A 26,434-nucleotide genomic window follows, 5' to 3' on the forward strand; every position below is an offset into this window, starting at 1 on the left:
TGATTTGCTACGCTAATAATAGAAGAAACGAATAAGAGAGCGCCTGTTTGCGCTGTCCCTTGAAACGAACATACGTTTGTGAAATGACCCCCGATGTAACCATCGGGGGTCATTTTTATTGTGTCGTCTTCGTCGCCTTAAAACTGCGGGCGAAAAATTCCTCGAATCGTTCATCGTCTTCCAGCAATGTTCGTCCGGTCATCGACAGCCGGCGCGTCGGAAAACCTGTCGACCGGCTCGGTGTGACGAAATAATCATCAGGGTAGGTGGTCAGCGTGGAGCGGACGAAATCGCGTAACACCGTTTCGTCCTCTTCAATCCATTGTTCCGACGGGCCCTCGAGATTGTCGCGCGTGAGCAAGAGGCATGACCCGTCCCGGATGAACGGATTGAAACTGAGCCGTCGCGTCTCTGGACCTGTGAATGGTCGAAACTCGTGTGTGATCCCTGACGATGTGACTTCACCGATGACATAGCCGGTTGGCCACGCCTTGCCGCATCCGTCCCACACCGAGAAGACATGACCAGGATAGACGAGGTCGGCATCGCCACGTCGAGTGACCTCATAGCGATGATGATGACCGAGGGCGTAATAGCTGAACCCGAGCCGGGCGACGACGGATGCGGAGAACCGTTGTCGGTCCCCGTGACCGAGGAAGATATTCGGGTACGGGTCGTCTCGCATCGGTGTCTGTGCGATATCCTCTTTCAACCCGGTCTGGTTCGTCTCACAGCTGAGTCCATAAATCGCGGCGCCGAGCGCTTCATCGAAGACATACCCGGGTCGAAGGAAACTATGCACGTGCTCAATCTGACGCCAACAGTCGTCGTAAGCGAGCCGATGGATATCATGGTCCCCGTATACCAAATAGACGGATGCACCGAGGGCGGTCCACGTCTTCAAATACGGGACGAAATCTTCCGGGTCGCTCACTTCGATGTCTCCAGCGATGAGCACTGCCTTGATGTTTTCATGTCGAATGACTTCCGCGAGCTGGGCGAGCTTCTCGGCTTGGATGGCAAAACTGGTCCGTTCAGTTGTGATGGCGTTCCCGGTATGTCTCGCATGGTGCAAATCAGCAATATGAATGAAACGTGTCATCAGTACAGCCTCCTTTTCAAGTAACTTCGGCCTCGCTCTAAAAAAACTCCCACCGAGAGCGAGAGGTCACGTCAAATGATGTTGGAGCGCGGTGACGACACGGTGGGCTTCACCTGGATGAAGGTAGCTCGCCTCATACTCGAACAAATCGCTCTCGAGTTCAGTGATCCCGAGCAAGCGGATAAAGATGGGTATTTCTTCGCCTTGATACGGCAACAACAGTTTCAACTCGATCGCGTCGGTGATGGGCAAGCGGACGCGGGCATAGAAGTGAAGCGACCGCAGACTGCTCTTCGTTAACAGAACAGGCGTCGACCCGATCTGTAGTTCCCGGTCGTGGAATTTATGAATCGTCACGTTCGCCTCGAGTGAGAACGCTTGTCTCACACCTGCCGGCCCCGCCGTTTCCATCGTCGCTAAAAATCGCTCCTCAAGTGCGGTCTCGAACGCTTGATGCGAGAGCGGCCGACTGAACAGATAACCTTGGACGGTACGACAGTTGAGACGCCGGACCGTCTCGAGTTGCTCGAGCGTCTCGACCCCTTCGATGACGACATCCATCGCGAACTCTTCGGCCATGAAGAGAATCGTCCGGACGATGCCTTGCGTCTTCTTGTTCTCGTGAAGGTCGGCGGCGAAGCGTTGATCAATTTTAATCGACTTGATTGGATATTGCTGCAAATAGGAGAGCGATGAGTAGCCCGTTCCGAAATCGTCGAGGGCGACCCGGATGTTGGCAGCGTCGAGCTGATCGAGCGTCTCGTGAATTTTCACACTGTCGCTCAGCACGTCCGTCTCGAGGATTTCAATCTCTAGAAGTGAGGGCATGACACCGTGACGCTTTAGTACTCGTTTCACCGTCTCCGTGTAATTCCCGTGAAGGAGTCGTTTCGGTGAGACGTTGATTGAGACGGGGACGACCGGTAAATTCCGAGTCTGCCAACCATGGAGCGCTACACATGTCCGGTCGAGTACCCAGTCAGCGAGTTTGATGTGAAGGTCGCTCTCCTCAGATAATGGGATGAAGTCGTTCGGCGGGATGCGCCCCCATTCGGGATGTTGCCACCGGACAAGTGCTTCGGCCCCTGTGATTCGGCCCGACCAAGCGTCGACTTTCGGTTGAAACTCGAGGAACAGTTCGTCCTCGTCAATCGCGCGACGCAAGTCTTTGCCGAGCTGATGTTTTCGATACGAGTCGATGTTAAAATTCGACGCATAATAGACGACAGAATCGGATCCGGCGAGATGGGTTCGTCCGAGTGCAGTGTTAGCGTACTGCAACAACTCCTCCGGTATGGATGAATCGTGGGGATACCGGCTGATTCCAATCGTGACAGGAGGCCGCCATTCGTACGGGCCGACCTCGATATAATTTTGACCGAGATGGAGTAAGGAGGCGCATGTCGCATCGAGCGTCTCTTCGTCAGTGTATCCAGTCAATAGCATGAATTCGTCTCCGCCCAAATGGCCGACGAAACTTTTGGCTGGTGCCTGATGAAGCAGCGCGGAAGTCGTCGCGACAATCCAGTCGTCTCCGACAGCGTAACCAAAATCGTGATTGATGCGATGAATTGAATTGAAACTGAATGTCAAGACGGCGACTTGCTCATCCCGTTCAATCCAATCGGCGAGCTCATGGAGAAATAGGCTTCGGTTGGGAAGACCAGTCAATGAATCATGCATGGCGAGCTGCCAAATCTGTTCTTCTTGAGCTTTGATCCGGGTGATGTCACGGGCGACACTCATCACCGAGATGACACGCTGTGAGTCATCGAACTGTGGAATCAACCGTTCTTCAATCCACTTGACGTCCTCTTCGAATTGGGTTCGATAGACGATCCGATGTTCTCGACCGGATTCAGCATCGGCATGGGCGGCGCGGACTTTAGCTCGGTCGTTCCGGTGGATTCGTTCATTATAGTCGAGGGAGCGTCGGTTAATCTCGTCAAGGGTGACTTGGAAGAGTGACTCCACACCGTGCGTGTAAAATGCATACTTCCCGGTCAACAGGTTCCGTTCATACACGGAGGCATCGACATACTGATAGAGCGACTGTAACTGTTGATCACGTTCGCGGAGTGAGCGGGTGAGTGTCTCCTGTTCGGTCACATCAGAAAAGGCACCGCGGACGACGTCACCGAACGATGCCATCTTTCCGGATAAGACATGGCTATTCGAGCCGACCGTGAGTGAGAACGAGACTGGACCTTCTAATGTCTCCTCGGTCAACAATGCATGCCAGAGCGTATCGAGGAGAGGACGGTCGGATGGGGTGACATGGTGTAAGAACGAGGCGTACGTCTTCGGCACGTTTCCGAGCCAAGACGCGAGGGCAGGCGAACAGTCTGTCAGCATACCATCTTTCGTGAAGGAGATGAGTGCGAGGCCAGGGGTATCAGACAGCAAGTCTCGCTCCAATAACAGTTGGGTCCGGTCTGTTTCGAGTGATTGTTCGTAAGTGATGTCACGGGCAATCCCGTACACCCCGGTGATGAGATGCTTGTCGTAAGCCGGGATATTCGTCAGTTGAAGGGTGAGCCGTCGTCCGTCCCGATGAATCGCTTGGCATGTGTACGTCTCTTCGTGCCCAGACAAGGCGCGATGAAAATGGTTGCTGACGCGGTCTAGGTCTGCCGGTAAGGTGAACTCGGCAAAGTGGGTCAGGACTTCCTGTTTGTTATGCCCGAGCAACAGTGCCAGCTTTTCATTGCAGTCGATGATTTGTCCGTCAATGTCGAGTAGGTAGATTGGATCCATATGTCCCTCGATGAAGTCACGGTCATTCGTCGCCGAGTCGAGTGTGAGCGGTGTCAGACCAGCTTTCGGCATAAGTGGCTTGAGCCAATTGAATCGTGTCATAAGTTCCCCCTTATAAGTCGTTAGATGATTCATTAAACCTATAGAACAGTTGAACCCCCGTTCAAACTGTTTTTCATTTTCCATTCATTACAAATAGCGCAACGTTTTTTAATATACCCATCTTTTAGGTAATAGTAAATAAGTTTTAACAAAGGATTGGAAAAATGAGAGGATAGACCTATAAACGTTGATATAGAGCCGAATTAACTGATAATTACATGCCTAAACAGCATCTCGCATAAATAATCGTTAAATATATTTTTGTATATTATTTCCATATAAAGAGTTGAAGGGATTAGGTCATGGACCGACCGGGAACACCTAACTGTTGATTACTTAAGGAGGGATTCGATGAAAGCCTTATTCTTGAACTGTTCCTTGAAAGGCGGGGACACGACCTCGCACACGGAAGGATTGATGAAGGACATCATCCCGCACTTCGATAAGCTCGGGGTCGACTCGGAGATCGTCCGCGTCGTCGACTACAACGTCGCGTTCGGCGTGACCGAGGATGAAGGGGACGGTGATGCATGGCCCCAGATTTTTGAGAAAGTCAAAGCCGCCGACATCCTCATCATCGGGACACCGCTTTGGCTCGGCGAGAAGAGCAGCGTCGCCACGCAAGTCATCGAGCGGTTGTATGGGGGCAGCGCTTTGACGAACGAGTTGGGCCAGGCCATCTACTACAACAAGGTCGGCGGTGTCGTCGTGACGGGAAATGAGGACGGGGCGAAACACGCCTGTGCTTCGATCCTGTATGGCCTGTCCCATATCGGTTTCACCGTCCCACCGAACGTCGATGCCTACTGGGTCGGCGAGGCCGGGCCCGGTGACTCGTACATCGATGCCGGGCGCGACAACGCCTTCACGAAAAAGAATGGACGCGTCATGGCGTACAACTTGTACCATTTCGCGAACATGTTGAAGCAGACGCCAATCCCGGCCGAAGGCAACGTGATGGAGTGAGGTAACCTATCATTTCATTACTAAACTTCGACAAAGGAAGTCATTGATTGGAAAAGTATGCGACGCGCATACTTTTTTTATTTGTACAAAGTAAATAGAGGGACCTGATTTTTCGAAAGATTTACCTCAATTCAAAATATAGTACTTTCTCTGATAAAAATAACGACCTAATATTGTACAAAATTGAAAATCTTACTGACTACATGCTCAAAAGTAAGATAATTGAATGATTAGGATTATTTATACTAAATGGAGAATGTATTATATGTAGAATGGAGCGTTAAATGAATGAACATGAAATTACTTCGCTTATTATTACTGACAACTATTTTGTTATTAGGAACTTCTTTTATTGGTGAGCCTATTAAAGGTGCAACTGGGGACCAGGTTTCTCTCGTATCAATGAAAGCATCAGGAAAAACATTCTCTTCTAGCCATGTTAAGACGGATATCGTTCTCAAGCTGGACAAATCACCGGAACTGGGGATTTGGCAAGTCGAGGCGGAGTTACAGAACGTTCAATCTCCGAAAGAAAAAGAGACTGTGTTCGCGTATCCGAACATGGATGGACTTGAAATTACAGTCGACTTAGAAAGTTGGAACTTTCAAGCGGAAGGAGATTGGGTTCTGACGCGTCTGATTGTTCGAGATGAGAACGGTGACGAACATCAGTTGGATCTCTCACACATCCCTGACAAAAAAGTGTTCACACTCGCTTTTCCAAAACCGAAATTAACAAAAGTGGATGGGATCCTAAAAACGTTGGACGTCACTCAATTGAACAAAGTGAAATCTTTCTTCATGACCATCGACTTGGATGGATTGAAGGTGCCGACTGATCCGATGAGCCTTATTTTGGAGAATAAACAAGCCAAGGAAGAGTTCTATCTGACGCCTGTCTATCATGCGGAGAAAAAACAGTTTGAAGTGGATTTGAGTGATCAGAACTTAGGTGATTGGAATGCAATCGGGACGTGGAGTCTAAAAGAAATCTCGTTCTATGATGACGAGACGAATCATCGCTATGATGTTCAACTACCCGTCAACTTGAAACCTGTGTTTCAAGTCACTCCAGATACCACGTTGCCTGTGTTTAAAAGTGTGAAGATGGTACATTCCAAGACAAAAGACTCGCAATTGGTCGTTCAAGCAGACGACAACAGCGGCTTTTTCAAAGTGAAAGCAACATTCAAACATTTACCGAGCGGAGTTATGAAGACGCTTGAGCCGTGGGAAGGGCGTTCGAAAACAGCGGTGCTAGATTTGAAGCGATGGGACTTTTCAATGAGTGGGAAATGGGAGTTAGTCGGACTTGAGCTAATTGATATGTATGAGAACAAACTCTACGTGAAATCAATTCCGAAAGGGTTGACGATGGCGTTCGAGGAGTACGACGTCGACTCCAGGAATTGGGTCGTGGCAAACGGGACAGTCAACTTGACGAAACTATTCGAAGAAAATCGGTATATCGAGCGGATTATCGTACTCGAAGGAGCCACATTGATTGTGAATACAGACGCAACTTTACCGATTCATGCTTATGGGACGGTCATCATGGAGAAAGGAAAGCGCGTAAAAGAAACGGTATATGCCAAACAGTTCAAATCAGGAACCGGTAAACTAGCCAGCACGGTTTACTTGAAAGGGAACAATACGATAAAAAAGCGTGTCGTGACAAAAACACCATATAACTTGGGTCTCGTCGAATTGAGTAAAGGCATTTCATTAAACGAGGATAAGAAGACGTTCAATTTAAAAGGATTAGCCTTGCCGGGCACCAAAGCAATCAAAATTGACGGTAAGACCGTTGCAGTCCAAAAGAATGGAACGTTTGCGATGAAGGGATTAATCGCCAAGGGGAAAGTGGTCACCATCGAACTGACCGACCGTTATGGAAAGAAGCATGTATCGAAACATAAAATCTATGACTATAAGCCGGCGACAGCGAAATTTAATCTGCCACCCGGGATCTACAAAAAAGGGACCGTCTTGAAAGTCACCGCGACAAAAGATGCGGAAATCGTGTACAGCGGATTTAAGTCAGGTGAGATGTATGCGGTCGTCGGCGACTTTTATCGTAGTGGCATTCCATTAAATGAGTCTTTAATGTATCAAATCCATATGATTGACCCGGCTCTCGGCGGACTTACTGGACCGAAAGGTGAATTTGCCATTCTTGATGTGAAGCCGGTCTCGAATCTAGATCGCGCCATCACTGGAGTGACGAAGCCCAAAACAGTCATCACCATCCGAGTAAACGGTAAAACGTATACCACCACTTCGGACTCAAAAGGGAAGTTTGCGGTCAATGTTTCCCTAAAGCAGGCGAAAACTTACACCATTCAAGCTGTAAATGGCAAGTTAAAGAGCCCACTGTATACGACGTCTATCACTGATAAAATTGCACCGGCAAAAGCGACAGTGAACGCCGTCACTGCCAAGTCTGGCGTTGTTCAAGGGAAAGCCGAACCGAAAGCGACGGTTATTGTCACCTACGGCAAAAAAACGATGCAAACGAAGGTGACAGACAAAGGGACCTATAAGCTCACCTTTAAAGGTTTGAAGAAGGGAGCAACTCTATCCGTTCGGGTAAGGGATGCGGCAGGTAACCTATCCCCGTCTGTGAAGCAGTTGATTAAATAAGGAGGATAAAACATGAAGAAAATCATGATGTATGTCATCGCATTGTTGATTGTGTTTGCCACATTAACTCCGATTGCTTCAACCGTTGAAGCTGCAACGACGACATTAACGTCCTATCAAACGAAGACTGCAGTGTATTTAAGAGCGACTACTTCCTACAAAGGGAAGCAACTCATTCTCATACCCAAGCAAAAAACTGTCACGTATGTCGCCAAGAAAGGGAGTTGGTTACAGGTACGTTATGCGAATCGGACGGGTTATGTAAACGAGCAGTCGCTCACGCGTAAAGTTCAAAAAGGTGTGGCATTGAAAGCGGCTCCTTATGTGACGCAGCGCCAAGTCATTGTCTATTCGCGGGTCGACGCACATAAAAAACAAGCCTTTACGTTGAAGAAGGGTACGACCGTCACCGTGAACGAACAGTTGGCAGGATTTTACAAAATTCGCTACGGCAATAAAACTGGATGGGTCGCTGCAAAAGACATGAAGACGTCAACTGTGGCAGTATCGAAACCTATCAAGAAGACATCATTTTTATCAAAACAAAAATCGATGGACTATTTAAAGAAATACAAAAGTGTCAATCAGAATCGTTTCCTATTTACTATCAAATCTGAACACGGGTATCAGTTTGTAAACTCACATCTATTTCAAACGACTGTTCCAATGGATGAATACTTATTTGTCATTGGGGGATATGACAAGTCGAAATTGAGTTCGCTCATGTTTGTGCGTTCACGCTACGATAAATATCCGACCGGACAAGCCACTGGTAATGAAGCGGTGCATGCCGGATTGGCAGGTTTCTTCGGTGAAGGGACGAAAGAGACGGAAGCGTTGCGCAAACTGTACGCCCAGCACAAAAACTTTAAAAAGAATGAAGTTATCCCAATTACGATCGGGGGTCATAAAGGGATCTTGTTATTATGGGAGAAGCGAATCGAGTTTATCTTTGACTACGATGGGGACTTACCAATCATCCGAATTTAAAAGAGGGAGACGCATTGCGTCCCCCTCTTTCTTATTTTTTCTCCACCGCATGACCGCCGAACTCATTTCGCAGGGCGGCGACGACTTTTCCGGAGAACGTGTCCTCTTCGAGAGAACGCTGCCGCATCATGAGCGACATCGCGATGACGGGTGCAGGCACGCCGTACTCGAGTGCCGTCTCGACCGTCCATTTGCCTTCCCCTGAGGCATGCATGACCCCTTTGATATCATCGAGTTTCGCGTCCTTATGGAACGCGCTCTCGGTCAGTTCCATCAGCCAAGAGCGGACGACCGAGCCGTGGTTAAAGACGCGGGCGACTTGCTCGTGGTCGTACTCGAACGGGCTCTTCTCAAGAATCTCAAATCCTTCGGCGATTGCCTGCATCATGCCGTACTCGATGCCGTTATGGATCATCTTCAAGAAGTGGCCACTGCCACTCGGACCCGCATACAAATAGCCATTGTCCGTCGACACGTCGTGGAACAACTCCTCGATTTTGCCGAACGCCTCCAAATCTCCACCGATCATCGTGCAGGCGCCGTGCCGCGCCCCTTCCATGCCGCCACTCGTCCCGACGTCGAAGAAGTAGATGAGCTTGTCTTTGAAGTGCTCGGCCCGCCGCATCGATTCTTTATAGTTCGAGTTGCCGCCGTCGATGACGATATCCCCTGGTGACAACAACGTATGCAGGTCGTTCAGGACGTGCTCGGTCACATCGCCTGCCGGCACCATCACCCAGACGACGCGTGGCGCCTTCAGCCCTTCGACGACTTCTTCGAGCGAAGATTTCGTCTCGAACTGGCTCGTTGACACGTTGCCCGGGTCGTAGCCGAGCACATGGTGTCCACTGTCCGTCAAGTTGAGCGCCAAGTTCAACCCCATCTTCCCAAGTCCGATCATCCCTAATTCCATATCGGTTCACCCCGTTCGTTGTAGTGGTTTCCTTATAAGAGTTACCCGAAATGGGTGGACTTCAAAAGAGGGGCTTCAACTCATCGATGCGGTAGGCTAGGATCGTATTCGGGTTTAGTGAATGAGTATCGCCTATTCGTAGGCTTCCTCCATTATTACTTGCTTCAAGTAGCATCCGTTCAAATTTGGATGTCACTGCTTCGCTCGTGTCGCCTTGTAGTTCAAAAGAAATCAGTTGCTGATTTGGTAAATAGCAAGTGACGGTAAAGCACATCGGGATTCGCTCCTTTATGTTAAGAATAAGGTTCACATTTTCTAAATTATACACCCTGATAAAATCAATTTCCTAAAAGTGAATAAAATAACTTATATTATGAAAAAGCGTCCCTAAATACTGACCGATAGATTAAAAAATGTAAATTGCTTTACAGATTTACGTGGTAAAATACAAGTTATGACATAGAATAAATGGCGAAAGGTGTTAAATCATATGGAACAAGAAAAGAGACGCGTCAAGAAAAGTCGTCGCAAGAAATCACGTACGAAAAAAATCGCACTCATTGTAGCGGGAGTGCTTGGGGTGATGTTGCTCCTCGGGGGCGGGTTAGTGGCTTATCTTTACAATCAAGTGGACTCGACGGTCAATCGGATCAATGAGTCGTCAGGCTTGAGCAAGGAACGGATGAACCAAAAAACGATTGCAGAGAAAAAGCCAATCTCGGTCCTTCTTCTTGGTGTCGACCGGCGTGCCGATGAGCAGGGACGCAGCGACTCAATCATCGTTATGACCCTCAATCCGAACAAAGATCAGAGTGCCATGCTCAGCATTCCACGTGATACGAAGACGGAAATCGTCGGCAAAGGGGTGGCCGATAAAATCAACCACGCTTATGCATTCGGTGGGGCAGAGATGGCACTTGATACGGTCGAGAACTTCCTTGGAATCCCAATTGACTATGTGGCCGAAGTGGATATGAAAGGTTTCCAAGATGCGGTCGATTTATTCGGCGGTGTTGAAGTGACGAACGACCTTGCCTTCGAATCAGGCGGATACACATTCAATCCGGGCGTACAAACATTGAACGGAGCGGAAGCGTTAGCGTTCACACGGATGCGCTACGATGACCCACGTGGCGACTTCGGTCGTCAAGAACGTCAACGAGCTGTCATCACGGCAATCGTCAATGAAGGGGTCAATGACTTCTCACTTTCGAAGTTCACGAATATGCTCGACGTTCTTGGAAACAATGCCAAGACGAACATCACGTTCAAAGAGTTGCGCACGTTGTCGACCGAATACACGGCCGCGTTTAAAAACCAAGATGTGTTAAGATTGGAAGGACAAGGCGGTAAAGAAGAAGATGGGATTTACTACTGGCGCCCGTCAAGCACGTCTTTAGGTGAGGTCAAATCTTACTTGGCTGAATTGATGGAACAGTAATGTAATGCCTCATCCAAATCGGATGAGGCATTTTAATTGTGTCATAATAAAAAGAAAAGGAGTGACGTGTGTGCTCGACCGCCTGATTCGCCTCCTCATCGATGTCCGCCATCGGTTCAAGGACCACCATATTAATGATTACAGCGCGACGCTCGCGTTCTTTTGGTTTCTCGCCATCATCCCGACGTTCGTCCTCTTGTTTGCCGTCATGGCGTGGCTCGGGATCGACGATGCCTTGTTGATTGAACAGATCGAGATTCTCATCCCAGGTTCGAGCGTGCGCGACATGCTGTCGATCGTCTATGACGTCAGCGGCAACATTAACGCCGGTCTCGTTTCCATCGGGGCCATCATCGCCGTCTGGTCGGCATCGAACGGGACGGCCCGCCTCGTCAAGCTGACCGTGTTCGCTTACGGGGAGACGGAGGCCCGGGGCTATGTCGTTCGCCGGTTGATTGGTTTGCTCACGCTCATCGCCTTCAGCATCGGGGCCGTCATCTTGATCGTCTTCCATATCTTTGGCCGTGAGTTCGTCGAGCTCATGTACACCTGGTTCCCAATGCTCGAGGACTTTGACCGATTGGCGACTTTAGCGCGCTATACGTTGTCGACCGTCATCCTTATCTTTGCGTTCTCGATGTTCTATAAGATCGCCCCACAACAACACGTCAAATTCACGGAGACGCTCCCCGGTGCCGTCTTCGCCGTCATCTCCTGGCAGCTGCTGTCGACAGCCTACAGCGTCTACGTCGACCAGTTCTCGATGTTCGGGGACACGTACGGGACGATTGGCATCGTCATCTTGCTGCAGATTTGGCTCTACTTGACGGCGGCGACGATGCTGCTTGGGGCCGAGATCAACGCGGCCTGGCCCGACCACATGCGGCGTGCTCGCTATAAGACACATTTCCCATGAAAATTGAAAAGATATGGTTAGCATTTTTTGACAACGTGCTATAATACAACACGTGAAGCGGGAATTATATCCATATCTAACGATTTTGAAAGCAGGTGCACGCATGGCGAGACATAAGAAGAAATCACGCTGGAAAAAAGTGTTGGCGATCACGCTCGGCGTTTTGACGGTCTTCCTCGTCGCCGGAGGCTTGTTCGTCTGGTCGATGTACCGGGACGTCAATGAGACGGTGACGAAAGTGAACGACAATTTGGAAATCAGCGAAGAACGGAAACAAGTCGAGACGATTGAACAGAAAGAATCGGTATCGGTGTTACTGCTCGGGATCGACCGCCGTGACGGGGAGCAGGGACGGAGTGACTCGATCATCGTCATGACGCTCAACCCGACGACGGATGAGGGAGCGATGCTCAGCATCCCGCGCGATACGAAGACGGAAATCGTCGGACGAGGCACGAACGATAAGATCAACCACGCCTACGCGTTCGGTGGGGCCGAGATGGCGATGGATTCGGTGGAAGGGCTCTTGGATATCCCGATTGACTACGTCGTCGAGGCGGACATGGAGGCGTTCACCGAGGTCGTCGACGCGCTCGGCGGCATCACGGTAGAGAACAGTTTCGCGTTCTCGTCAGATGGATACTCGTATCCCGTCGGACAGGTCGATTTGAACGGCGCCTCGGCCTTGTCATACGCCCGCATGCGTTACGACGACCCGAACGGTGACTTCGGTCGCCAAGAGCGGCAACGCGCCGTCGTCGCGGCCATCGTCGATAAGGGACGTTCTGACTTCTCGGTCGACAAAGTGACGAAGCTGCTCGATGTCGCCGGCAACCGGGCCAAGACGAACATCGAGTTCAACGAGCTCGTGGCGTTGTCGACGGACTATATGAAGGCGTTCCGTAATGCCAGCACGCTCCGCATCGAAGGAGCGGGTGGTCTGGAGTCGGACGGCATCTATTACTGGCATCCGAATGAAGCCTCACTCGCCGATGTCCAAGCCGAGCTACAGCGCTTGATGAATTGAGTCGTCCTTAGGGACGGCTTTTTTGCGTTTGAAAATCGTGTATCGGTGGGAGTGATAAAGAGACACTGAGGAGGGATCACATGCTTTGGGAAACTGTTGAACCGATTATCAACCGATTAGAGGACGACCATACATCAGAGGACTGGCAGGAGCTGTTCATGAAGTGGGATGGTCATCATTGGCATGACGGGGAAAGTGTGAGCGAGAAGACGAGTGTGCTCATGATGGACGCCAACGCCGTCACGACGGACGGAAGTCCAGACTTGGACGCGCTCCATGATCTGTTGAAGGAACACGTCCAGGCGTCGATCAGCGACTTGTATCTCGTCTCGCTGTTCCCATATCCGGCCAAGCCGACCGATACGGCCATCAATCCGCGTATCCGATTATATGAGGACCTCGGACACTTCAAGCATGAGTTCGAGCTCATGTACGACACCGAGCCTGACGTCTACAACGAGCTACAGTTCAATTTGCTTGAGGAGACAGACGCTTTCATCGAGCGGCTCGCTCAAGGCGCGACGAAGCTGCGTGTTCATGTGCAATCATTCCGTGGTATGCCCGAGGAGAGCATTCAACGCGTCATCGAACTGTGGCACGCGGTGCTCCATCACTATAAACCGCACGGGCAGTTGATTCTCGCCTATGAAGGGGACGTCCAAGCGCTCGGCTCATACATCAGCGTCGCCGATGCCATTTGTCACTTCGACCTCGCGTCGCACACGATGCTCGCCTTCGCGCAAGGTGACGCCAAGAAGCTGTCCGACTGGGCGAACCGGATCGAAGCACCAGGAGAAGGGGAGACGTACTTCAATTTCTTGTCGATGGCAGAACGAGATCCATTCGAGAAGAACTTGATCGAGCCGAGCGTCGACATGATTCTCGCCGCCCACAGCATCTTGTTCTCGCTACAAGGCATCCCGGCCATTGATTACCGGACACTGCTCGGTGTCCAGACACCGGTTGACCATGACGCGCTGATCCAGGAGTTGAAAACGGACCCGTATCGGCTACAAGTGTTCTCGGGCATCATCAGCCAGTTGAACGTCAAACGGACGCATCCGGCCTTCTCACCGTATGCCGCACAGCGAATCGATACGTCCGACAAGCGCGTCTTCACGGTCGAACGGAAGGGTGAAGGGGAGACGCTCATGTTGTATACGAACGTCAGCAGTGAGCCAGTAACTGTGCAAGCGAGCGGGACGAATCTGTTCACGGGGGAACCGGTTGCGACGATTGAACTCGAAGCGTACGGTTACGCTTGGGTTAAGCAATGAAAAAGCGAGTCTCCATCCTTGATGGGGACTCGCTTTGTATTAGCGGTAACCGTTTGGGTTGTTTGCTTGCCAGTTCCAGGCATCGCGGCACATGGCGCGGACGTCGTGTTTCGCTTCCCAACCGAGCATTTGTTTCGACTTCGAAGGGTCGGCGAAGCAGATCCCGATGTCGCCGGGGCGACGCGGTGTCACTTGATAAGGGACAGCTTTTCCACTCTCGGCCTCGAACGCATGGACGAGGTCGAGGACACTGTAGCCTGTCCCGGTCCCTAAGTTGAATGCCTCGGCACCAGTGTGGGCCATGACGTAATCGAGCGCCTTCAAGTGACCATCGGCCAAGTCGACGACGTGGATGTAGTCGCGGACGCCGGTCCCGTCTGGTGTGTCGTAATCGTCACCGAACACGCTCAGTTCGTTCAAGCGACCGACGGCGACTTGTGTAATGTACGGCATCAAGTTGTTCGGGATATCGAACGGGTCTTCGCCGATTCGGCCAGACTCATGCGCACCGATTGGGTTGAAATAGCGTAGTAGGGCGATACTCCATGATGGATCGGCGATTGATACATCACGTAATATTTCTTCAATCATTAATTTCGTCCGACCATACGGGTTCGTCGCGCTGAGCGGGAATGACTCGTCGATTGGCGTCGTTTCCGGTAAACCATAGACGGTTGCCGATGAGCTGAAGACGATTCGTTTCACGTCGTGATCAGTCATAGCTTGAAGCAATACGGTCGTCCCGACGACGTTGTTCTCATAATAACGGAGCGGTTCAGATACCGATTCGCCGACGGCTTTCAATCCCGCGAAATGGATGACGGCATCAATCGAGTGTTCGTCAAAGATGCTGTCAAGTAACGAACGATCTAAAATGTCGCCCTCATAAAAGGTGACAGAACGATTCGCTAGTGTTTCGACGCGTCGTAACGCCTCGAGATTGCTGTTTGATAAGTTATCAAGTACGACAACATCGTGACCGGCCTCAAGCAACTGGAGTGTCGTGTGCGTACCGATGTAACCGGCACCGCCGGTAACTAATAAAGTAAATGTCTTAGTCATCATCATACCTCCTTGTAGCTAGAATCATGGTGACGGATTATCGAGTGGTTGTCAATCGGATACGACTTTGTCCGGTCGTACCGACGAAGAGGCGGAGTGAATAGCTCGGACTTTCGTAGACGAGTGCATCGTCCGTTTTAAGTTGTGGATCCCCGAGGTCGGTGAACCCTTCGAGTGACACACCTGTGTTCGTCCAGTCGATAGCCGTGATGACACCTTGTTGGACGATAAGGAATCCATTCGAATAGAACAAATACTCATTTAAGACATCGCTGTCAGTACTCATCGGCTCGCCAAGCGTGTCAAGTAACTCTTGTTTCGGCATCCCGAAATAAGAGATGGGGCTACTTTGTAGCCATTCATTGTTTACATTCACGTTAATCCAATCGATGAGCTGTGCGTCCGTTAATGTAGATTTAGGCCATTCAGTCGTCGTTTGGTCTAATGGGGCCCATGCCGTCGTATTACCCAATTTTACTTCGGCGTATGCACCCTCCTCTGATACCACCTCGTAGCGATCCCCGATATCACCGATATAAGCCACTGCCGTCCCTTCAGTGTCCGTCAAGAGGTTTACATTTTTCTCAACCAACCATAATTGACGACTCGCCGTTTCTTCGATGACCGGTTCGTCCTCTGCAACTGGAGTAGGTGTCACTTCCTTGATGTTGATTGGTTCTTCTACCGTTACAAACAATGTTTTTGCATAAGGATAGCCGATGTAGGCGCCGCCTGCTAACAAGAGGACGAGTAGTGTGGCCACAACCGTCTTGATTCCCCGTCGTCTTGATCTGGCCGGTTTAATGTCGGCCGGATAGTAATGCGCCCGTTCGGCTCGAGAAGGGACCGGTTTTTCTGGGATGTATCTAGGCTTGGGTGTCCCTGTCATTGTCTTAGGAGACTCAGGTTTCGGAATGGGGGCTGTTTCAATCAATGAACTGCCATCTTCTCTTGGTAAGCAATGTTCTAACAGGCCTATATAGTATGTAAGAAAAGCCCCATCTTTCTCTTCTCCTTTTAACCAAGCATTAAAATCTTCCGCCGTCTTGGTAGACAGGGCATTTGATACGAGCTCCTCATTTGTGAGTTCGATATAGGAAGTGGCTAATGTTTTCCCATCCCCTAAACTCGTTCTGATCTTCTCATGTAACTCGGATCGTATGGTCTTATCGACTGTCAAATGCAAATGAAGCAATCGTTCGCTATGATGCACGGGTTCTCCCCCTTTTGTTAAGTTCTTCCTAATGAATTTTAGCAGATTCTACATCCAAAAAACCCAAAATTTTAAAAATGAGTCATCATATCTAAAATTATTTGCTATAATACTGATTGTTGTCAGTAACTAATATTAACTGCGGGATTTTTCCAAGGAAATAACCGTCAAAGGAGCATGCGGACGCATTATGAAAGAAGAAACGATTTCGATTGGAGAACTGTTCTCCATCCTAAAGCGCAACAAAGGAACCATTATCAGTCTCACTCTCATCGCAGCCATTATCTCATTTCTCGTGAGTTCATTTATTATTCAACCAACGTATGAAGCGTCGACTCAAGTATTGGTCGCGCCAAAAGAGACGCAAAACAACATGATCGACAGCAGTCAAGTTCAGTCGTCAGTCGCACTCGTCAACACATATCGGGTCATCATTCAAAGCCCTACGATTTTAGAACAAGTTCAAGATAACGTAATTGGATCCCCAGAAAACATTAGCGACTTGATATCGGTCAATAGTGAACAGAATTCACAAGTCATCAACATAAAAGTACAGCATACAAACCCTATTCTTGCCACAGATATCGCGAACGAAATCAGTACAGTCTTCTCGACAGAAGTAAGTGAGCTCATGAGTGGAGTAGATAACGTCAAAGTATTATCGGCCGCCTCTGTGCCAGCAAGTCCGGTCAAACCAAACATCTTGCTCAATACGGCGATTGCCACTGTGCTTGGCGCTATGATTGGCGTAGCGATTGCTTTCTTAAAGGTCGTCCTCGATCGACGCATTAAAACTGAACAAGATGTCGAGACGGTTCTCGAATTGCCTGTCCTTGGTTCGATCCCGGTCATCGATCGGAATGAAATGCGTGCTGTCCGTAAAAATGGCGTAGAGATGAAAGGTGAACGTGCCCATGTTTAAGTTTGGAAAACGAAAAAATGCCAATACCCAATATGATAAGACAGGGCGCGACTTGATTACGCTCCATAAACCGAAATCGCCAATATCGGAGCAATACCGGACGATTCGGACCAACTTGGAATTCACGGCCGTCGATGATGAGCTTCAGACGATTGTCGTGACATCGTCGACGTCAGGTGAAGGGAAGTCAACGACCGCCTCGAACCTTGCTGTCGTCTATGCGCAACAAGGAAAGCGCGTCTTGTTGATGGATTGCGATATGCGCCGTCCGACGGTTCACTTTACGTTCCGTTTGCCGAACGGTATCGGTATATCGAGTGTCTTGGCGAAAAAAACGACACTCGAAAAATCCGTGCATGAGACGAAAGTCGAAGGACTCCATTTGTTGGCGGCTGGACCGATTCCGCCGAATCCGTCAGAGCTGCTGTCTTCGAAAATGATGACGCGCTTGATCGAAGAAGCGAAAGAAAAATATGATGTCATTATTTTAGATGCGCCACCGATGATGCAAGTGGCAGATACACGCATCCTCGCACGCGATGCGGACGGCGTCGTGCTCGTCGTGGGTTGTGACAAATCAGATCGCAATATGGTGTTGAAGGCGAAAGAGCAACTTGTTATGGCAGATGCCCATATTTTAGGTGTTGTCTTGAACCGACGCGAACCACAAGGTACGGATGACCAGTACTACTATTACGGATATGAATAAGGAGCAGTCTCATGATTGATATTCATTGTCATGTATTACCTGCCGTCGATGACGGTGCTCAAAATGTGGACGTTGCGATTGCAATGGCAAAACGTGCCGCAGACGAAGGTGTAACGGATTTGATTGTTACGCCTCACGCGTTCCATCCTCAATTCGATACGAAAGAGTTGGATGTTCGACACGCGGTCGAGCAACTGCAACGAATCTTAACGTTGGAAGGAGTGCCTCTTACACTCCATCCAGGTCAAGAGATTCGTATCTTTGGAGGGTTATTGGAAGCACTGAATAATGGTACTGCCTTGACACTGGCCGACTCGCGTTATGTTCTCGTTGAGTTTCCGAGCGATAGTGTTCCAAATTACGCGGAGCAATTGTTCTTCAACATGCAGGCAGAAGGATTTGTGCCCATCATCGCGCACCCAGAACGAAACAAAGAATTTGCGACGAATCCGAAGCGACTAGTGGATTTTGTCTCGTCCGGAGCATTATCTCAAGTAACGACAGCGAGTCTGGTCGGGAAGTTTGGGAAGACTGTACAGGAGTTATCGTTGCTCTTCTTACGTAACGGCTTAAGCCAATTAATCGCTTCAGATGCGCATAGTGTCGGTGGACGAACGTTTTATTGGGATGACTCACAAGTCGCACTTGAAAAACTAGACGACTCGATGTTGGTCGACAACATTCTTCAGAATGGGCAAGCTATTTTAGACGACACATTTGTTTATGTAGATCCACCGATCGTGCCAACGAAGTCTTGGCGCGGAAAGTGGAAATGACTGAAAAATCTCAATGGGAGACTGATATGTCGATACGTGTCGAACGAATTAGGTTTAATTTCCTAATAGTCGGTTTTTGGAATAGGGCGAAAATGGTATTCTTAACTTATAAATTCAAAAAAGGGTGTTCAGTGCATCCTTTTTTAATTTTGTCTAATCAGTATAAAAATGAATAAATGTAGAAAATATGATTTTGTAATTCTGTTTTTATTATTTTTAATTTTGAGGGAGAGGAAAAAATGTCAATACCTGAAATAAGTAGAAAATCTTTCAGACTTAGTATGTTAGTGGGGCTTGATATTTTGGCTCTTTTGTCTTCGATGCTAATTACGTACTTTTTTTTATACCCCATCGAATTCATTAAAACTATCGATCGAAATCATTTTGTGGAATCGGCTTTAATGTATAGTTGCTTATTTATCATTATGGCAAGTGTTAGCCGTCTGTATAGTGTTGCTTGGAGGTTTGCGAGCATATCAGAAGCTTTGCGTCTCGCATTGACCCTTATGACGAGTACACTTATTTTATATGGACTCCAGTTCACGGTGTACGGCGAAGCAATGGAACGCATGTTGTTTCTCAGTTTCTGTCTTTCCTTATTAGCTTTAGGAGCAATTCGCTTAGGTTCGCGTGTAATAATCACTTGGAACTCTAATTCTGCTTCCGGTTTATTTAATAAAAAATTAAAGAGACGAAAAGATGAAAAACGGACGCTGATCATTGGAGCTGGACAAGCTGGACGAATGCTCGTCCGTCAAATGCAGCACTCACAAAATCATCGAATGAACCCGATTGGGTTTATTGATGATAATAGCCATCTACAATCACTAACCGTCAACGGCGTGAAAGTGTTGGGGAAGGTTAATGATTTAGAATCGGTAGTTGAACGTGAGGCAATTGATAAGATTGTCTTCGCTATCCCGTCAATGAATTATAAAGAACGATTAGAAATCATCAAACGTGCAAAATCGATTTGTACAAATGTTCATACGTTGCCAATGATTGAAGAAGTGGCAGCCGGTAAAGTATCAGTCAACCAGATGCGCCAGGTTTCAATTGAAGATTTACTTGGGCGTGACCCTGTAGAGCTGGACATCTCTGGGATACAGTCAGAAGTAGAAGGCAAAACGGTTCTTGTAACTGGTGCTGGTGGATCAATTGGTTCTGAAATTTGCCGACAAATTTTGAAATTTCAACCATCACGCCTCCTGTTGCTAGGTCACGGAGAGAATAGTATTTATTTGATTGAACGTGAACTTCGTGATTTGAACTTGGATATTGAACTTATCCCGATTATTGCGGACGTACAGGATCGAAATCGATTAAAAGGAGTGTTTGAATCTTACACTCCCCATCTTGTCTTTCATGCTGCAGCCCATAAACATGTACCATTGATGGAGGCAAATCCTCATGAAGCGGTAAAGAATAATATTTATGGGACTAAAAACGTTGCTGAAATGGCCGATAAATTTGAGGCTTCTCGATTTGTTATGATTTCGACTGATAAAGCAGTAAATCCAACAAATGTCATGGGGTCCACAAAACGAATCGCTGAAATGGTCGTTCAACGCTTAGGAAAAGTAAGTCGTACGAAGTATGCTGTCGTTCGTTTTGGTAATGTTTTAGGGAGTCGTGGATCAGTTATCCCACTTTTCAAAAGTCAGATTGAAAAAGGCGGTCCTCTTACAGTTACTCATCCAGATATGACACGATATTTTATGACCATTCCTGAAGCCAGTCGACTCGTTATTCAAGCTGGAATGCTTGCGGACGGCGGAGAAGTATTCGTTTTAGATATGGGTGAGCCCGTTAAGATTGTTGACCTTGCTCGAAACATGATCAAATTAAGTGGTTTTACGGAGGAACAAATCTCCATTGAGTATAGTGGGATTCGTCCAGGCGAAAAAATGTTCGAGGAGCTATTGAAAGAAGGCGAAGTCCATTCGGAAGCAGTATATCCCAAAATCTTTACGGGCATTGTGTCGGAAGAGCAGAATTTAGATGGAAAACTAAATCAAATTAATCATCTTAAAACGAGTGAAGCACTTAGTCTTTACCTTATTAATTGGGCCAATGATGGTATTGAGTTGCAAGATGATTCTATTAACCACGTTCGAGAAACTGTTTGACCATTGGAGTGTGAATAATGAAATACATTGAGCAGAAAAGAAAAATTGATTTCATTCTTTCTTTAGTAGGATTAATTGTTTTATCACCTTTATTTGTCGGGATTATGATTGCGATTAAATTGGAGTCGAAAGGTCCCGTCTTTTTTAAACAAAAGCGTGTCGGAGTGAATCAAACTCATTTCAAAATTTTAAAATTTAGGACGATGAAAATCGATACTCCTAAGGACACACCAACACATTTGTTATTAGACCCGGATCTTTACATTACAAAAGTCGGGAAGTTCCTTCGGAAAACAAGTCTCGATGAACTGCCTCAAATCATCAATATTTTAAAAGGTGACATGGCAATGATTGGTCCTCGTCCTGCACTTTGGAATCAATATGATTTAATTGAAGAACGAGAAAAACATGGAGCAAATGATGTGCTACCTGGTTTAACAGGATGGGCTCAAATCAACGGGCGAGATGAATTGCCAATAAAACTGAAGGCGGAATTAGACGGTTATTATATTGAAAATATATCAGCAAAGATGGATTTCCGTTGCTTTCTGAGAACTTTAATAAGCGTATTAAGAAGTGAAGGTGTTTTAGAAGGTGGTACTGGTACGTATGCAAATGAAGTAGCTTCAACAACTGAAGAAAAAGAACACACCAAAAAGAATTTTTTAAAGAGTAAGTAATTTTTCTATAGCCCATTAAGTTTTAATTTAGAATGATAATAATTGATGAGATTGGGGAAAAAACGTGCAAAACAAAGTATCAATAATTGTTCCTACGTACAAAAGACCAGCAAAATATCTAAAAAGAGCTTTAGATTCTTTATATAATCAAACATATCCAAATATCGAAATTATAGTTGTCGATGATAATGTCCCGGAATCTCTTGAAAGAAATGTTATTGAAAGTTTTATGAATGAAGAGAATTTCGATAATAGATGTATATACGTTAAAAACGAAATAAACGTGGGTGGGGCTTTAGCTAGAAATATAGGAATAAATCTTGCGACTGGTGATTATTTGACTTTTTTAGATGACGATGATGAATATGAACCAAGAAAAATCGAAAAGCAACTGGCATTTATGATAGATAATGGTGTGGACATGAGTTTTACAAATTTGAAAATTGTAAACGAAAATAGAAAATTTTTAGAGTATAGAACATTTGATATTCCTAAGAATTATAATAAACGTGACTACTTAAAATATCATTTGATGTATCATTTAACAGGAACACCAACATTTATGTATAAAACAACTCAGTTGAAAGAAATTGGTGGGTTTGAACAAGTGAAGATGGGTCAAGAATTTTATTTGATGCTTAAGACTATAGAATCAGATTTGAAAATTGGATACATAGATACTTGTGATGTCGTTGCATATCGTCATAATGATGGTGGAATTTCCTTTGGCATAAATAAAATAAACGGAGAAAAGGATTTATATAATTTCAAACAAAAATATCGGAATTTATTAACTGATGAAGAGAATAGTTATGTGGATTTTAGACATAGTGTGGTTATGTCTATTGCATATAAACGAAATCAACAATATGTTCAATTTGTTGTTAATAGCTTATCGTCAATCATAAAATATCCTCGGCATTTTGGTGTTGAGGTAATTAAATATCTAAAAAGAAGATCAAAATAATTGAAGGCGGGATCATATATGAAACTATTTGAAGAATTACTTGCGAGAAGATCGAAATTAGCTGTTGTTGGTTTGGGGTATGTAGGAATGCCTATAGCTGTAGCTTTTGCAAAAAAAGTTGATGTTATTGGTTTCGATTTAAATAAAGATAAGATTGAAAAGTATTTAAACGGTATCGATCCAACTAATGAAGTTGGAGATGAAGAAATAAAAAAAACAACAGTAAAATTCACTAGTGACCCTCATAAACTAAAAGAAGCTGATTTTTATCTAATTGCGGTTCCTACTCCAATAAATGCCGATAAAACTCCTAACTTGACTCCTATTGAAAATGTGAGTCGTACAGTAGGTCAAAATTTAAAAAAAGGTTCAATAGTTGTATATGAATCTACTGTGTATCCAGGGGTGACTGAGGAAGTTTGTATTCCGATTTTAGAAGAAGTGTCTGGGTTGAAATGTGGAAGAGACTTCAAAGTTGGCTATTCTCCAGAAAGAATTAATCCTGGTGATAAGACACACACACTTGAAAATATTGTAAAAATTGTTTCTGGGATTGATGAAGAGACGCTTGAGAATATTGCAGCTGTATATGAACTTGTAGTAAAGGCGGGCGTGCATAAAGCGAAATCGATTAAAGTTGCTGAGGCAGCCAAAGTAGTTGAAAATAGCCAAAGAGATATAAATATTGCATTTATGAATGAATTAGCTATGGTATTTGACCGGATGAACATTAACACAGATGAAGTTATTGAGGCCATGAATACCAAATGGAACGCGTTGAAATTTTATCCGGGTTTAGTTGGAGGACACTGTATCGGTGTTGATCCTTATTATTTCATTTATGAAGCAGAAAAACTCGGATATCATTCTCAAATTATATTGTCAGGAAGAAAAATTAATGATGGAATGGGACCTTTTATTGGCGATGTTATCATTAAAGAACTTGTAAAATCAAATAGAATTGTAAAAGAAGCTAATGTTGTGATTTTAGGTGTAACTTTTAAAGAGAATTGTCCCGACACACGAAATTCTAAGGTCATTGATATTATCAATAGACTGAATGAGTTTGATATCAATCCAACTATAGTAGATTATAATGCGGATAAAAAAGAGTTATCTAATGAATACGGGTTGAAATTAACTGAATTAGATAAAATTAATAATGCGGACTGTATTGTTTTAGCAGTAGCACATGATCAGTACAAAATGATGAATGTAAAAGAAATAGAGAAATTATTTAATCCTGAAAGTGGAAAAATTTTAATTGATGTGAAAAGTGTATTAAATTCAGAAGAATATATAAACAATGGATTTAAATATTGGAGTCTATAAAAAAAGGAAAGAGAAAAATGGAAATTTATCACTTTAATTCTAATCATCTATATAATGCATTCTATGATGAAATGTTAAATCATCTAGAATTGAACGGTATTCATAGTAAGGTTTTTTCTCCTGTGAATGGCTCTATCGATTTTGTTATAGATAGAAAAGAAAATGTTGATGCACCACTATTATTTAGAAAGAATGATAGGTTTTTCTACCATTATAAACAAAAGAAAATATATAACTATGTCAAAAATGAAATAGTGAATAAAAGTATGAGCATGGTTCATGCTCATACTTTATTCACTGATGGTTTGAGCGCATACAAACTGTTCAGTGAATTTAATATTCCCTACGTCGTGTCTGTTAGAAATACTGATATCAATGTTTTCTTTAAATATATGGTTCATTTAAGAAAACTAGGCGTGAAAATTTTATTAAATTCAAAAAAAATCATTTTACTCTCAGAAACCTATAAAAATATTTTATTGGAAAAGTACATCCCGAAAAAATATAGAAAAGCTATTAATGAAAAGATAATGATTATACCTAATGCGATTGATAATTTTTGGCATGAAAATAAATTTTTTGCACAGAGAAAAATAAATGATAAAAAAATAAAGTTTCTCTATGTAGGAAATATAAATACTAATAAGAATGTTCTGTCTTCAGTTGAAGCTTTAAGTAAATTAAGTAACATAAAAGTGTTGTTTACTGTTGTAGGCAAAATACAAGATCAGAATGTGTATAAAAAAATGAATAAATATAGTTTTGTTGAGTATATAGCTCCAAAAAATAAAGATGAGCTAATTAATATATACAGAAATCACGATATATTCATCATGCCTTCAAAAACCGAAACATTCGGCTTAGTATATACCGAAGCAATTAGTCAAGGATTGCCAATTATTTATTCTAAAAATCAAGGCTTTGATGGCCAATTTTTAGAAGGGGAAGTGGGGTATGCGGTTGAAGCAACTTCTATAGAGGATATTATAGATAAAGTAGAAATGATAATATCAAACTATGATGTTCTCACTAATAATCTTCCGGCCAAAATTGAAAGATATAACTGGACATCGATATCACGCACTTTGTCAGATTTATATTTTGAAACTTTACATAGCCATAGAAATACCAACAAGTCGTAATAGTGAATTTATCATAGGAAACGAGTGGTCTTAAAATATATGGATACTATGATTTTTATAATGTACTACCTTTTGTTAGCATTCACTGGGGTTATTTATTTCTTATTTCGTAAAAAAGGTTTGTTTTCAATTTCAGATGCAATAATGGTAGCCACGTTCTTTCTTGTTTCATTGGGAGGGTATTACAATTCTTATGGATTAAGGGTTGGTATGAATGAGTTAAATATCAGTATATTTTTAGATTACTTAATTTTTTTAAGCATTGTACCACTAGGTTTACTTTTGGGAGCTAAAATTAATATTCCATCGCATTCTTTTATAAAAATGGGAAATGATGTTAAACTAAATAGATTATATATTCTATTAGGCTTAGTTATAATTTATGCATGCGTGTACTTTGTCTTTATTCGAGATAGTATTCCGCTACTATTATTATTGACAGGGAAAATATCCGATCCTAGAGAACTCGCTCTTTTAAGACTATCAATTACACACGATTACGATTCGAATTATGACATTCCTTTCTTTTTAAGATACTATCGATTGGTAATTAATGATTTAATGAGATTTATTTTGGTTATTGTTTTTTTATTTTATTTAGACAACCAAAAAAAATTCAAAACACTTTTTATTATTACTACGATATTAACACTACTATTTCACACTTATCACTTTGAAAAAAGTGGAGTAATTTATATCCTTTTAACTATCTTTTTTAGCTATGTAATGTATAAAAATGTGAATTTAAAAAATAATTTTTCGCTATATTTTAAAATTTTAGCGCTGGTTCTAGTTGCGCTCATAAGTATGTATATGTTGTTTATGGGTGTACAAAGTATTGGTCAAGCTCTTTCAAATTTATTTAATAGAGCAGTACTTGGTCAATCTGGAATGATTTACGTCCAAGATATTGTTTTAAAAGAAAAATATGGCGGCATACTTTGGGGAAGTGGTGTACCAACCTTCTTATTAGATTCTGCTTTAAATAGAGACATTATCAATTTGTCTAAAGAAGCTTATGGACTTCTCTTTTCCTCATACGCCAGTCAAGGTGGTGGTGGTACTACCGGGGGAATGCCTATGTTTTTCTTACGCTCTAACTTTGGATATATTTTAGGAACAATAATTTTATTTGGATTAAGTTTTGTTACTGGAATGATTGATCAAAATTTAAAAAAGGTGATAAAAAGTAGTTCGAAAAACAAAATTATAATTGCACTTTATGCAGTATTAATAATTTACTTTGTTCAAGCTTTTATCAGCAATTTTATGAAAGTATACATGTTACCTATGATAGTTTCACCTCAAATTTTAATAATTTTACTAGCATTATTATTTGTAATGCAACCTAAAAGATCATTATCGTGA

The 26,434-nt window shown here is 44.7% G+C and carries 21 protein-coding genes; 16 read left to right on the forward strand and 5 right to left on the reverse strand.

The genetic code is table 11. The features are described 5' to 3' along the window. Positions 1-115 precede the first annotated feature (115 nt). Positions 116-1,102, reverse strand: coding sequence for a metallophosphoesterase family protein (locus tag KNP75_RS02075; RefSeq protein ID WP_215189573.1), 987 nt, complete (start codon positions 1,100-1,102; stop codon positions 116-118). 66 nt (positions 1,103-1,168) lie between these two features. Then, complete coding sequence (locus KNP75_RS02080; protein WP_215189575.1) at positions 1,169-3,961, reverse strand: sensor domain-containing protein; 2,793 nt, start codon at positions 3,959-3,961, stop codon at positions 1,169-1,171. A 351-nt stretch (positions 3,962-4,312) separates the two neighbouring features. On the opposite strand from KNP75_RS02080, the gene KNP75_RS02085 reads away from it, so the two are divergent. The 3 genes from KNP75_RS02085 (at position 4,313) to KNP75_RS02095 (ending at position 8,560) form a co-directional block, all read left to right on the forward strand. Then, on the forward strand, positions 4,313-4,927 hold the full coding sequence (locus tag KNP75_RS02085; protein WP_215189577.1) for a flavodoxin family protein: 615 nt from the start codon (positions 4,313-4,315) through the stop codon (positions 4,925-4,927). 402 nt (positions 4,928-5,329) lie between these two features. Further along, on the forward strand, positions 5,330-7,570 hold the full coding sequence (locus KNP75_RS02090) for an Ig-like domain-containing protein (RefSeq protein WP_215189579.1): 2,241 nt from the start codon (positions 5,330-5,332) through the stop codon (positions 7,568-7,570). Positions 7,571-7,582: 12 nt separating this feature from the next. After that, positions 7,583-8,560: an SH3 domain-containing protein gene (locus tag KNP75_RS02095; protein ID WP_215189581.1), complete on the forward strand. Its 978-nt coding sequence runs from the start codon at positions 7,583-7,585 to the stop codon at positions 8,558-8,560. Positions 8,561-8,591: 31 nt separating this feature from the next. On the opposite strand, the gene gnd is transcribed toward KNP75_RS02095, so the two are convergent. Continuing rightward, positions 8,592-9,473 carry a phosphogluconate dehydrogenase (NAD(+)-dependent, decarboxylating) gene (gene gnd, locus KNP75_RS02100; protein WP_215189583.1) on the reverse strand — a complete coding sequence of 294 codons (882 nt, stop codon included), beginning with the start codon at positions 9,471-9,473 and terminating at the stop codon, positions 8,592-8,594. 490 nt (positions 9,474-9,963) lie between these two features. On the opposite strand from gnd, the gene KNP75_RS02105 reads away from it, so the two are divergent. The 4 genes from KNP75_RS02105 to KNP75_RS02120 all read left to right on the forward strand — a co-directional run bounded on the left by KNP75_RS02105 (position 9,964) and on the right by KNP75_RS02120 (position 14,134). Continuing rightward, on the forward strand, positions 9,964-10,914 hold the full coding sequence (locus tag KNP75_RS02105; RefSeq protein ID WP_215189585.1) for an LCP family glycopolymer transferase: 951 nt from the start codon (positions 9,964-9,966) through the stop codon (positions 10,912-10,914). Between the two features lie 70 nt (positions 10,915-10,984). After that, the gene (locus tag KNP75_RS02110) at positions 10,985-11,830 is read left to right on the forward strand and encodes a YihY/virulence factor BrkB family protein (protein ID WP_215189587.1); all 846 of its coding nucleotides are present in this window, start codon (positions 10,985-10,987) and stop codon (positions 11,828-11,830) included. A gap of 103 nt (positions 11,831-11,933) precedes the next feature. Beyond that, positions 11,934-12,857, forward strand: coding sequence for an LCP family glycopolymer transferase (locus tag KNP75_RS02115; RefSeq protein WP_215189589.1), 924 nt, complete (start codon positions 11,934-11,936; stop codon positions 12,855-12,857). 80 nt (positions 12,858-12,937) lie between these two features. Then, positions 12,938-14,134 carry an alpha-amylase family glycosyl hydrolase gene (locus KNP75_RS02120; protein WP_215189591.1) on the forward strand — a complete coding sequence of 399 codons (1,197 nt, stop codon included), beginning with the start codon at positions 12,938-12,940 and terminating at the stop codon, positions 14,132-14,134. A gap of 39 nt (positions 14,135-14,173) precedes the next feature. On the opposite strand, the gene galE is transcribed toward KNP75_RS02120, so the two are convergent. Both galE and KNP75_RS02130 read right to left on the reverse strand, forming a co-directional pair. Further along, positions 14,174-15,196, reverse strand: coding sequence for a UDP-glucose 4-epimerase GalE (galE, locus tag KNP75_RS02125; RefSeq protein ID WP_215189593.1), 1,023 nt, complete (start codon positions 15,194-15,196; stop codon positions 14,174-14,176). Positions 15,197-15,233: 37 nt separating this feature from the next. Further along, positions 15,234-16,130 carry a hypothetical protein gene (locus tag KNP75_RS02130; protein WP_215189595.1) on the reverse strand — a complete coding sequence of 299 codons (897 nt, stop codon included), beginning with the start codon at positions 16,128-16,130 and terminating at the stop codon, positions 15,234-15,236. A gap of 469 nt (positions 16,131-16,599) precedes the next feature. Here KNP75_RS02130 and KNP75_RS02135 point away from each other — a divergent pair, with 469 nt between their 5' ends. The 9 genes from KNP75_RS02135 (at position 16,600) to KNP75_RS02175 (ending at position 26,434) form a co-directional block, all read left to right on the forward strand. Beyond that, the gene (locus KNP75_RS02135) at positions 16,600-17,331 is read left to right on the forward strand and encodes a YveK family protein (RefSeq protein WP_215189597.1); all 732 of its coding nucleotides are present in this window, start codon (positions 16,600-16,602) and stop codon (positions 17,329-17,331) included. Beyond that, positions 17,324-18,040: a CpsD/CapB family tyrosine-protein kinase gene (locus tag KNP75_RS02140; protein WP_215189598.1), complete on the forward strand. Its 717-nt coding sequence runs from the start codon at positions 17,324-17,326 to the stop codon at positions 18,038-18,040. Before KNP75_RS02135 ends, KNP75_RS02140 begins: the two co-directional genes overlap by 8 nt. Before the next feature lie 11 nt (positions 18,041-18,051). After that, complete coding sequence (locus KNP75_RS02145) at positions 18,052-18,816, forward strand: tyrosine-protein phosphatase (protein WP_215189600.1); 765 nt, start codon at positions 18,052-18,054, stop codon at positions 18,814-18,816. A 239-nt stretch (positions 18,817-19,055) separates the two neighbouring features. After that, positions 19,056-20,945 (forward strand): polysaccharide biosynthesis protein, encoded by a 1,890-nt coding sequence (locus tag KNP75_RS02150; RefSeq protein WP_215189602.1) that lies wholly within the window; start codon positions 19,056-19,058, stop codon positions 20,943-20,945. 17 nt (positions 20,946-20,962) lie between these two features. Beyond that, positions 20,963-21,625, forward strand: a complete 663-nt coding sequence (locus KNP75_RS02155) for a sugar transferase (RefSeq protein ID WP_215189604.1) — start codon at positions 20,963-20,965, stop codon at positions 21,623-21,625. 64 nt (positions 21,626-21,689) lie between these two features. Beyond that, positions 21,690-22,592 (forward strand): glycosyltransferase family 2 protein, encoded by a 903-nt coding sequence (locus KNP75_RS02160; protein ID WP_215189606.1) that lies wholly within the window; start codon positions 21,690-21,692, stop codon positions 22,590-22,592. Between the two features lie 18 nt (positions 22,593-22,610). Continuing rightward, positions 22,611-23,924, forward strand: a complete 1,314-nt coding sequence (locus KNP75_RS02165; RefSeq protein ID WP_215189607.1) for a nucleotide sugar dehydrogenase — start codon at positions 22,611-22,613, stop codon at positions 23,922-23,924. 17 nt (positions 23,925-23,941) lie between these two features. Next, positions 23,942-25,066, forward strand: a complete 1,125-nt coding sequence (locus KNP75_RS02170; RefSeq protein ID WP_215189610.1) for a glycosyltransferase family 4 protein — start codon at positions 23,942-23,944, stop codon at positions 25,064-25,066. 39 nt (positions 25,067-25,105) lie between these two features. Beyond that, positions 25,106-26,434 carry a hypothetical protein gene (locus KNP75_RS02175; RefSeq protein ID WP_215189612.1) on the forward strand — a complete coding sequence of 443 codons (1,329 nt, stop codon included), beginning with the start codon at positions 25,106-25,108 and terminating at the stop codon, positions 26,432-26,434.

Source organism: Exiguobacterium sp. s6 (assembly GCF_018618155.1).
GTDB classification, from domain to species: Bacteria; Bacillota; Bacilli; order Exiguobacteriales; family Exiguobacteriaceae; genus Exiguobacterium; species Exiguobacterium mexicanum_A.

What these genes read in the sequence shown, in the direction of transcription:
- KNP75_RS02075 (WP_215189573.1), bottom strand. Translation starts at nt 1,102, where the DNA reads ATGACACGTTTCATTCATATTGCTGATTTGCACCATGCGAGACATACC.
- KNP75_RS02080 (WP_215189575.1), bottom strand. Translation starts at nt 3,961, where the DNA reads ATGACACGATTCAATTGGCTCAAGCCACTTATGCCGAAAGCTGGTCTG.
- KNP75_RS02085 (WP_215189577.1), top strand. Translation starts at nt 4,313, where the DNA reads ATGAAAGCCTTATTCTTGAACTGTTCCTTGAAAGGCGGGGACACGACC.
- KNP75_RS02090 (WP_215189579.1), top strand. Translation starts at nt 5,330, where the DNA reads ATGAAAGCATCAGGAAAAACATTCTCTTCTAGCCATGTTAAGACGGAT.
- KNP75_RS02095 (WP_215189581.1), top strand. Translation starts at nt 7,583, where the DNA reads ATGAAGAAAATCATGATGTATGTCATCGCATTGTTGATTGTGTTTGCC.
- gnd (WP_215189583.1), bottom strand. Translation starts at nt 9,473, where the DNA reads ATGGAATTAGGGATGATCGGACTTGGGAAGATGGGGTTGAACTTGGCG.
- KNP75_RS02105 (WP_215189585.1), top strand. Translation starts at nt 9,964, where the DNA reads ATGGAACAAGAAAAGAGACGCGTCAAGAAAAGTCGTCGCAAGAAATCA.
- KNP75_RS02115 (WP_215189589.1), top strand. Translation starts at nt 11,934, where the DNA reads ATGGCGAGACATAAGAAGAAATCACGCTGGAAAAAAGTGTTGGCGATC.
- KNP75_RS02120 (WP_215189591.1), top strand. Translation starts at nt 12,938, where the DNA reads ATGCTTTGGGAAACTGTTGAACCGATTATCAACCGATTAGAGGACGAC.
- galE (WP_215189593.1), bottom strand. Translation starts at nt 15,196, where the DNA reads ATGACTAAGACATTTACTTTATTAGTTACCGGCGGTGCCGGTTACATC.
- KNP75_RS02135 (WP_215189597.1), top strand. Translation starts at nt 16,600, where the DNA reads ATGAAAGAAGAAACGATTTCGATTGGAGAACTGTTCTCCATCCTAAAG.
- KNP75_RS02140 (WP_215189598.1), top strand. Translation starts at nt 17,324, where the DNA reads ATGTTTAAGTTTGGAAAACGAAAAAATGCCAATACCCAATATGATAAG.
- KNP75_RS02145 (WP_215189600.1), top strand. Translation starts at nt 18,052, where the DNA reads ATGATTGATATTCATTGTCATGTATTACCTGCCGTCGATGACGGTGCT.
- KNP75_RS02150 (WP_215189602.1), top strand. Translation starts at nt 19,056, where the DNA reads ATGTCAATACCTGAAATAAGTAGAAAATCTTTCAGACTTAGTATGTTA.
- KNP75_RS02155 (WP_215189604.1), top strand. Translation starts at nt 20,963, where the DNA reads ATGAAATACATTGAGCAGAAAAGAAAAATTGATTTCATTCTTTCTTTA.
- KNP75_RS02165 (WP_215189607.1), top strand. Translation starts at nt 22,611, where the DNA reads ATGAAACTATTTGAAGAATTACTTGCGAGAAGATCGAAATTAGCTGTT.
- KNP75_RS02170 (WP_215189610.1), top strand. Translation starts at nt 23,942, where the DNA reads ATGGAAATTTATCACTTTAATTCTAATCATCTATATAATGCATTCTAT.
- KNP75_RS02175 (WP_215189612.1), top strand. Translation starts at nt 25,106, where the DNA reads ATGGATACTATGATTTTTATAATGTACTACCTTTTGTTAGCATTCACT.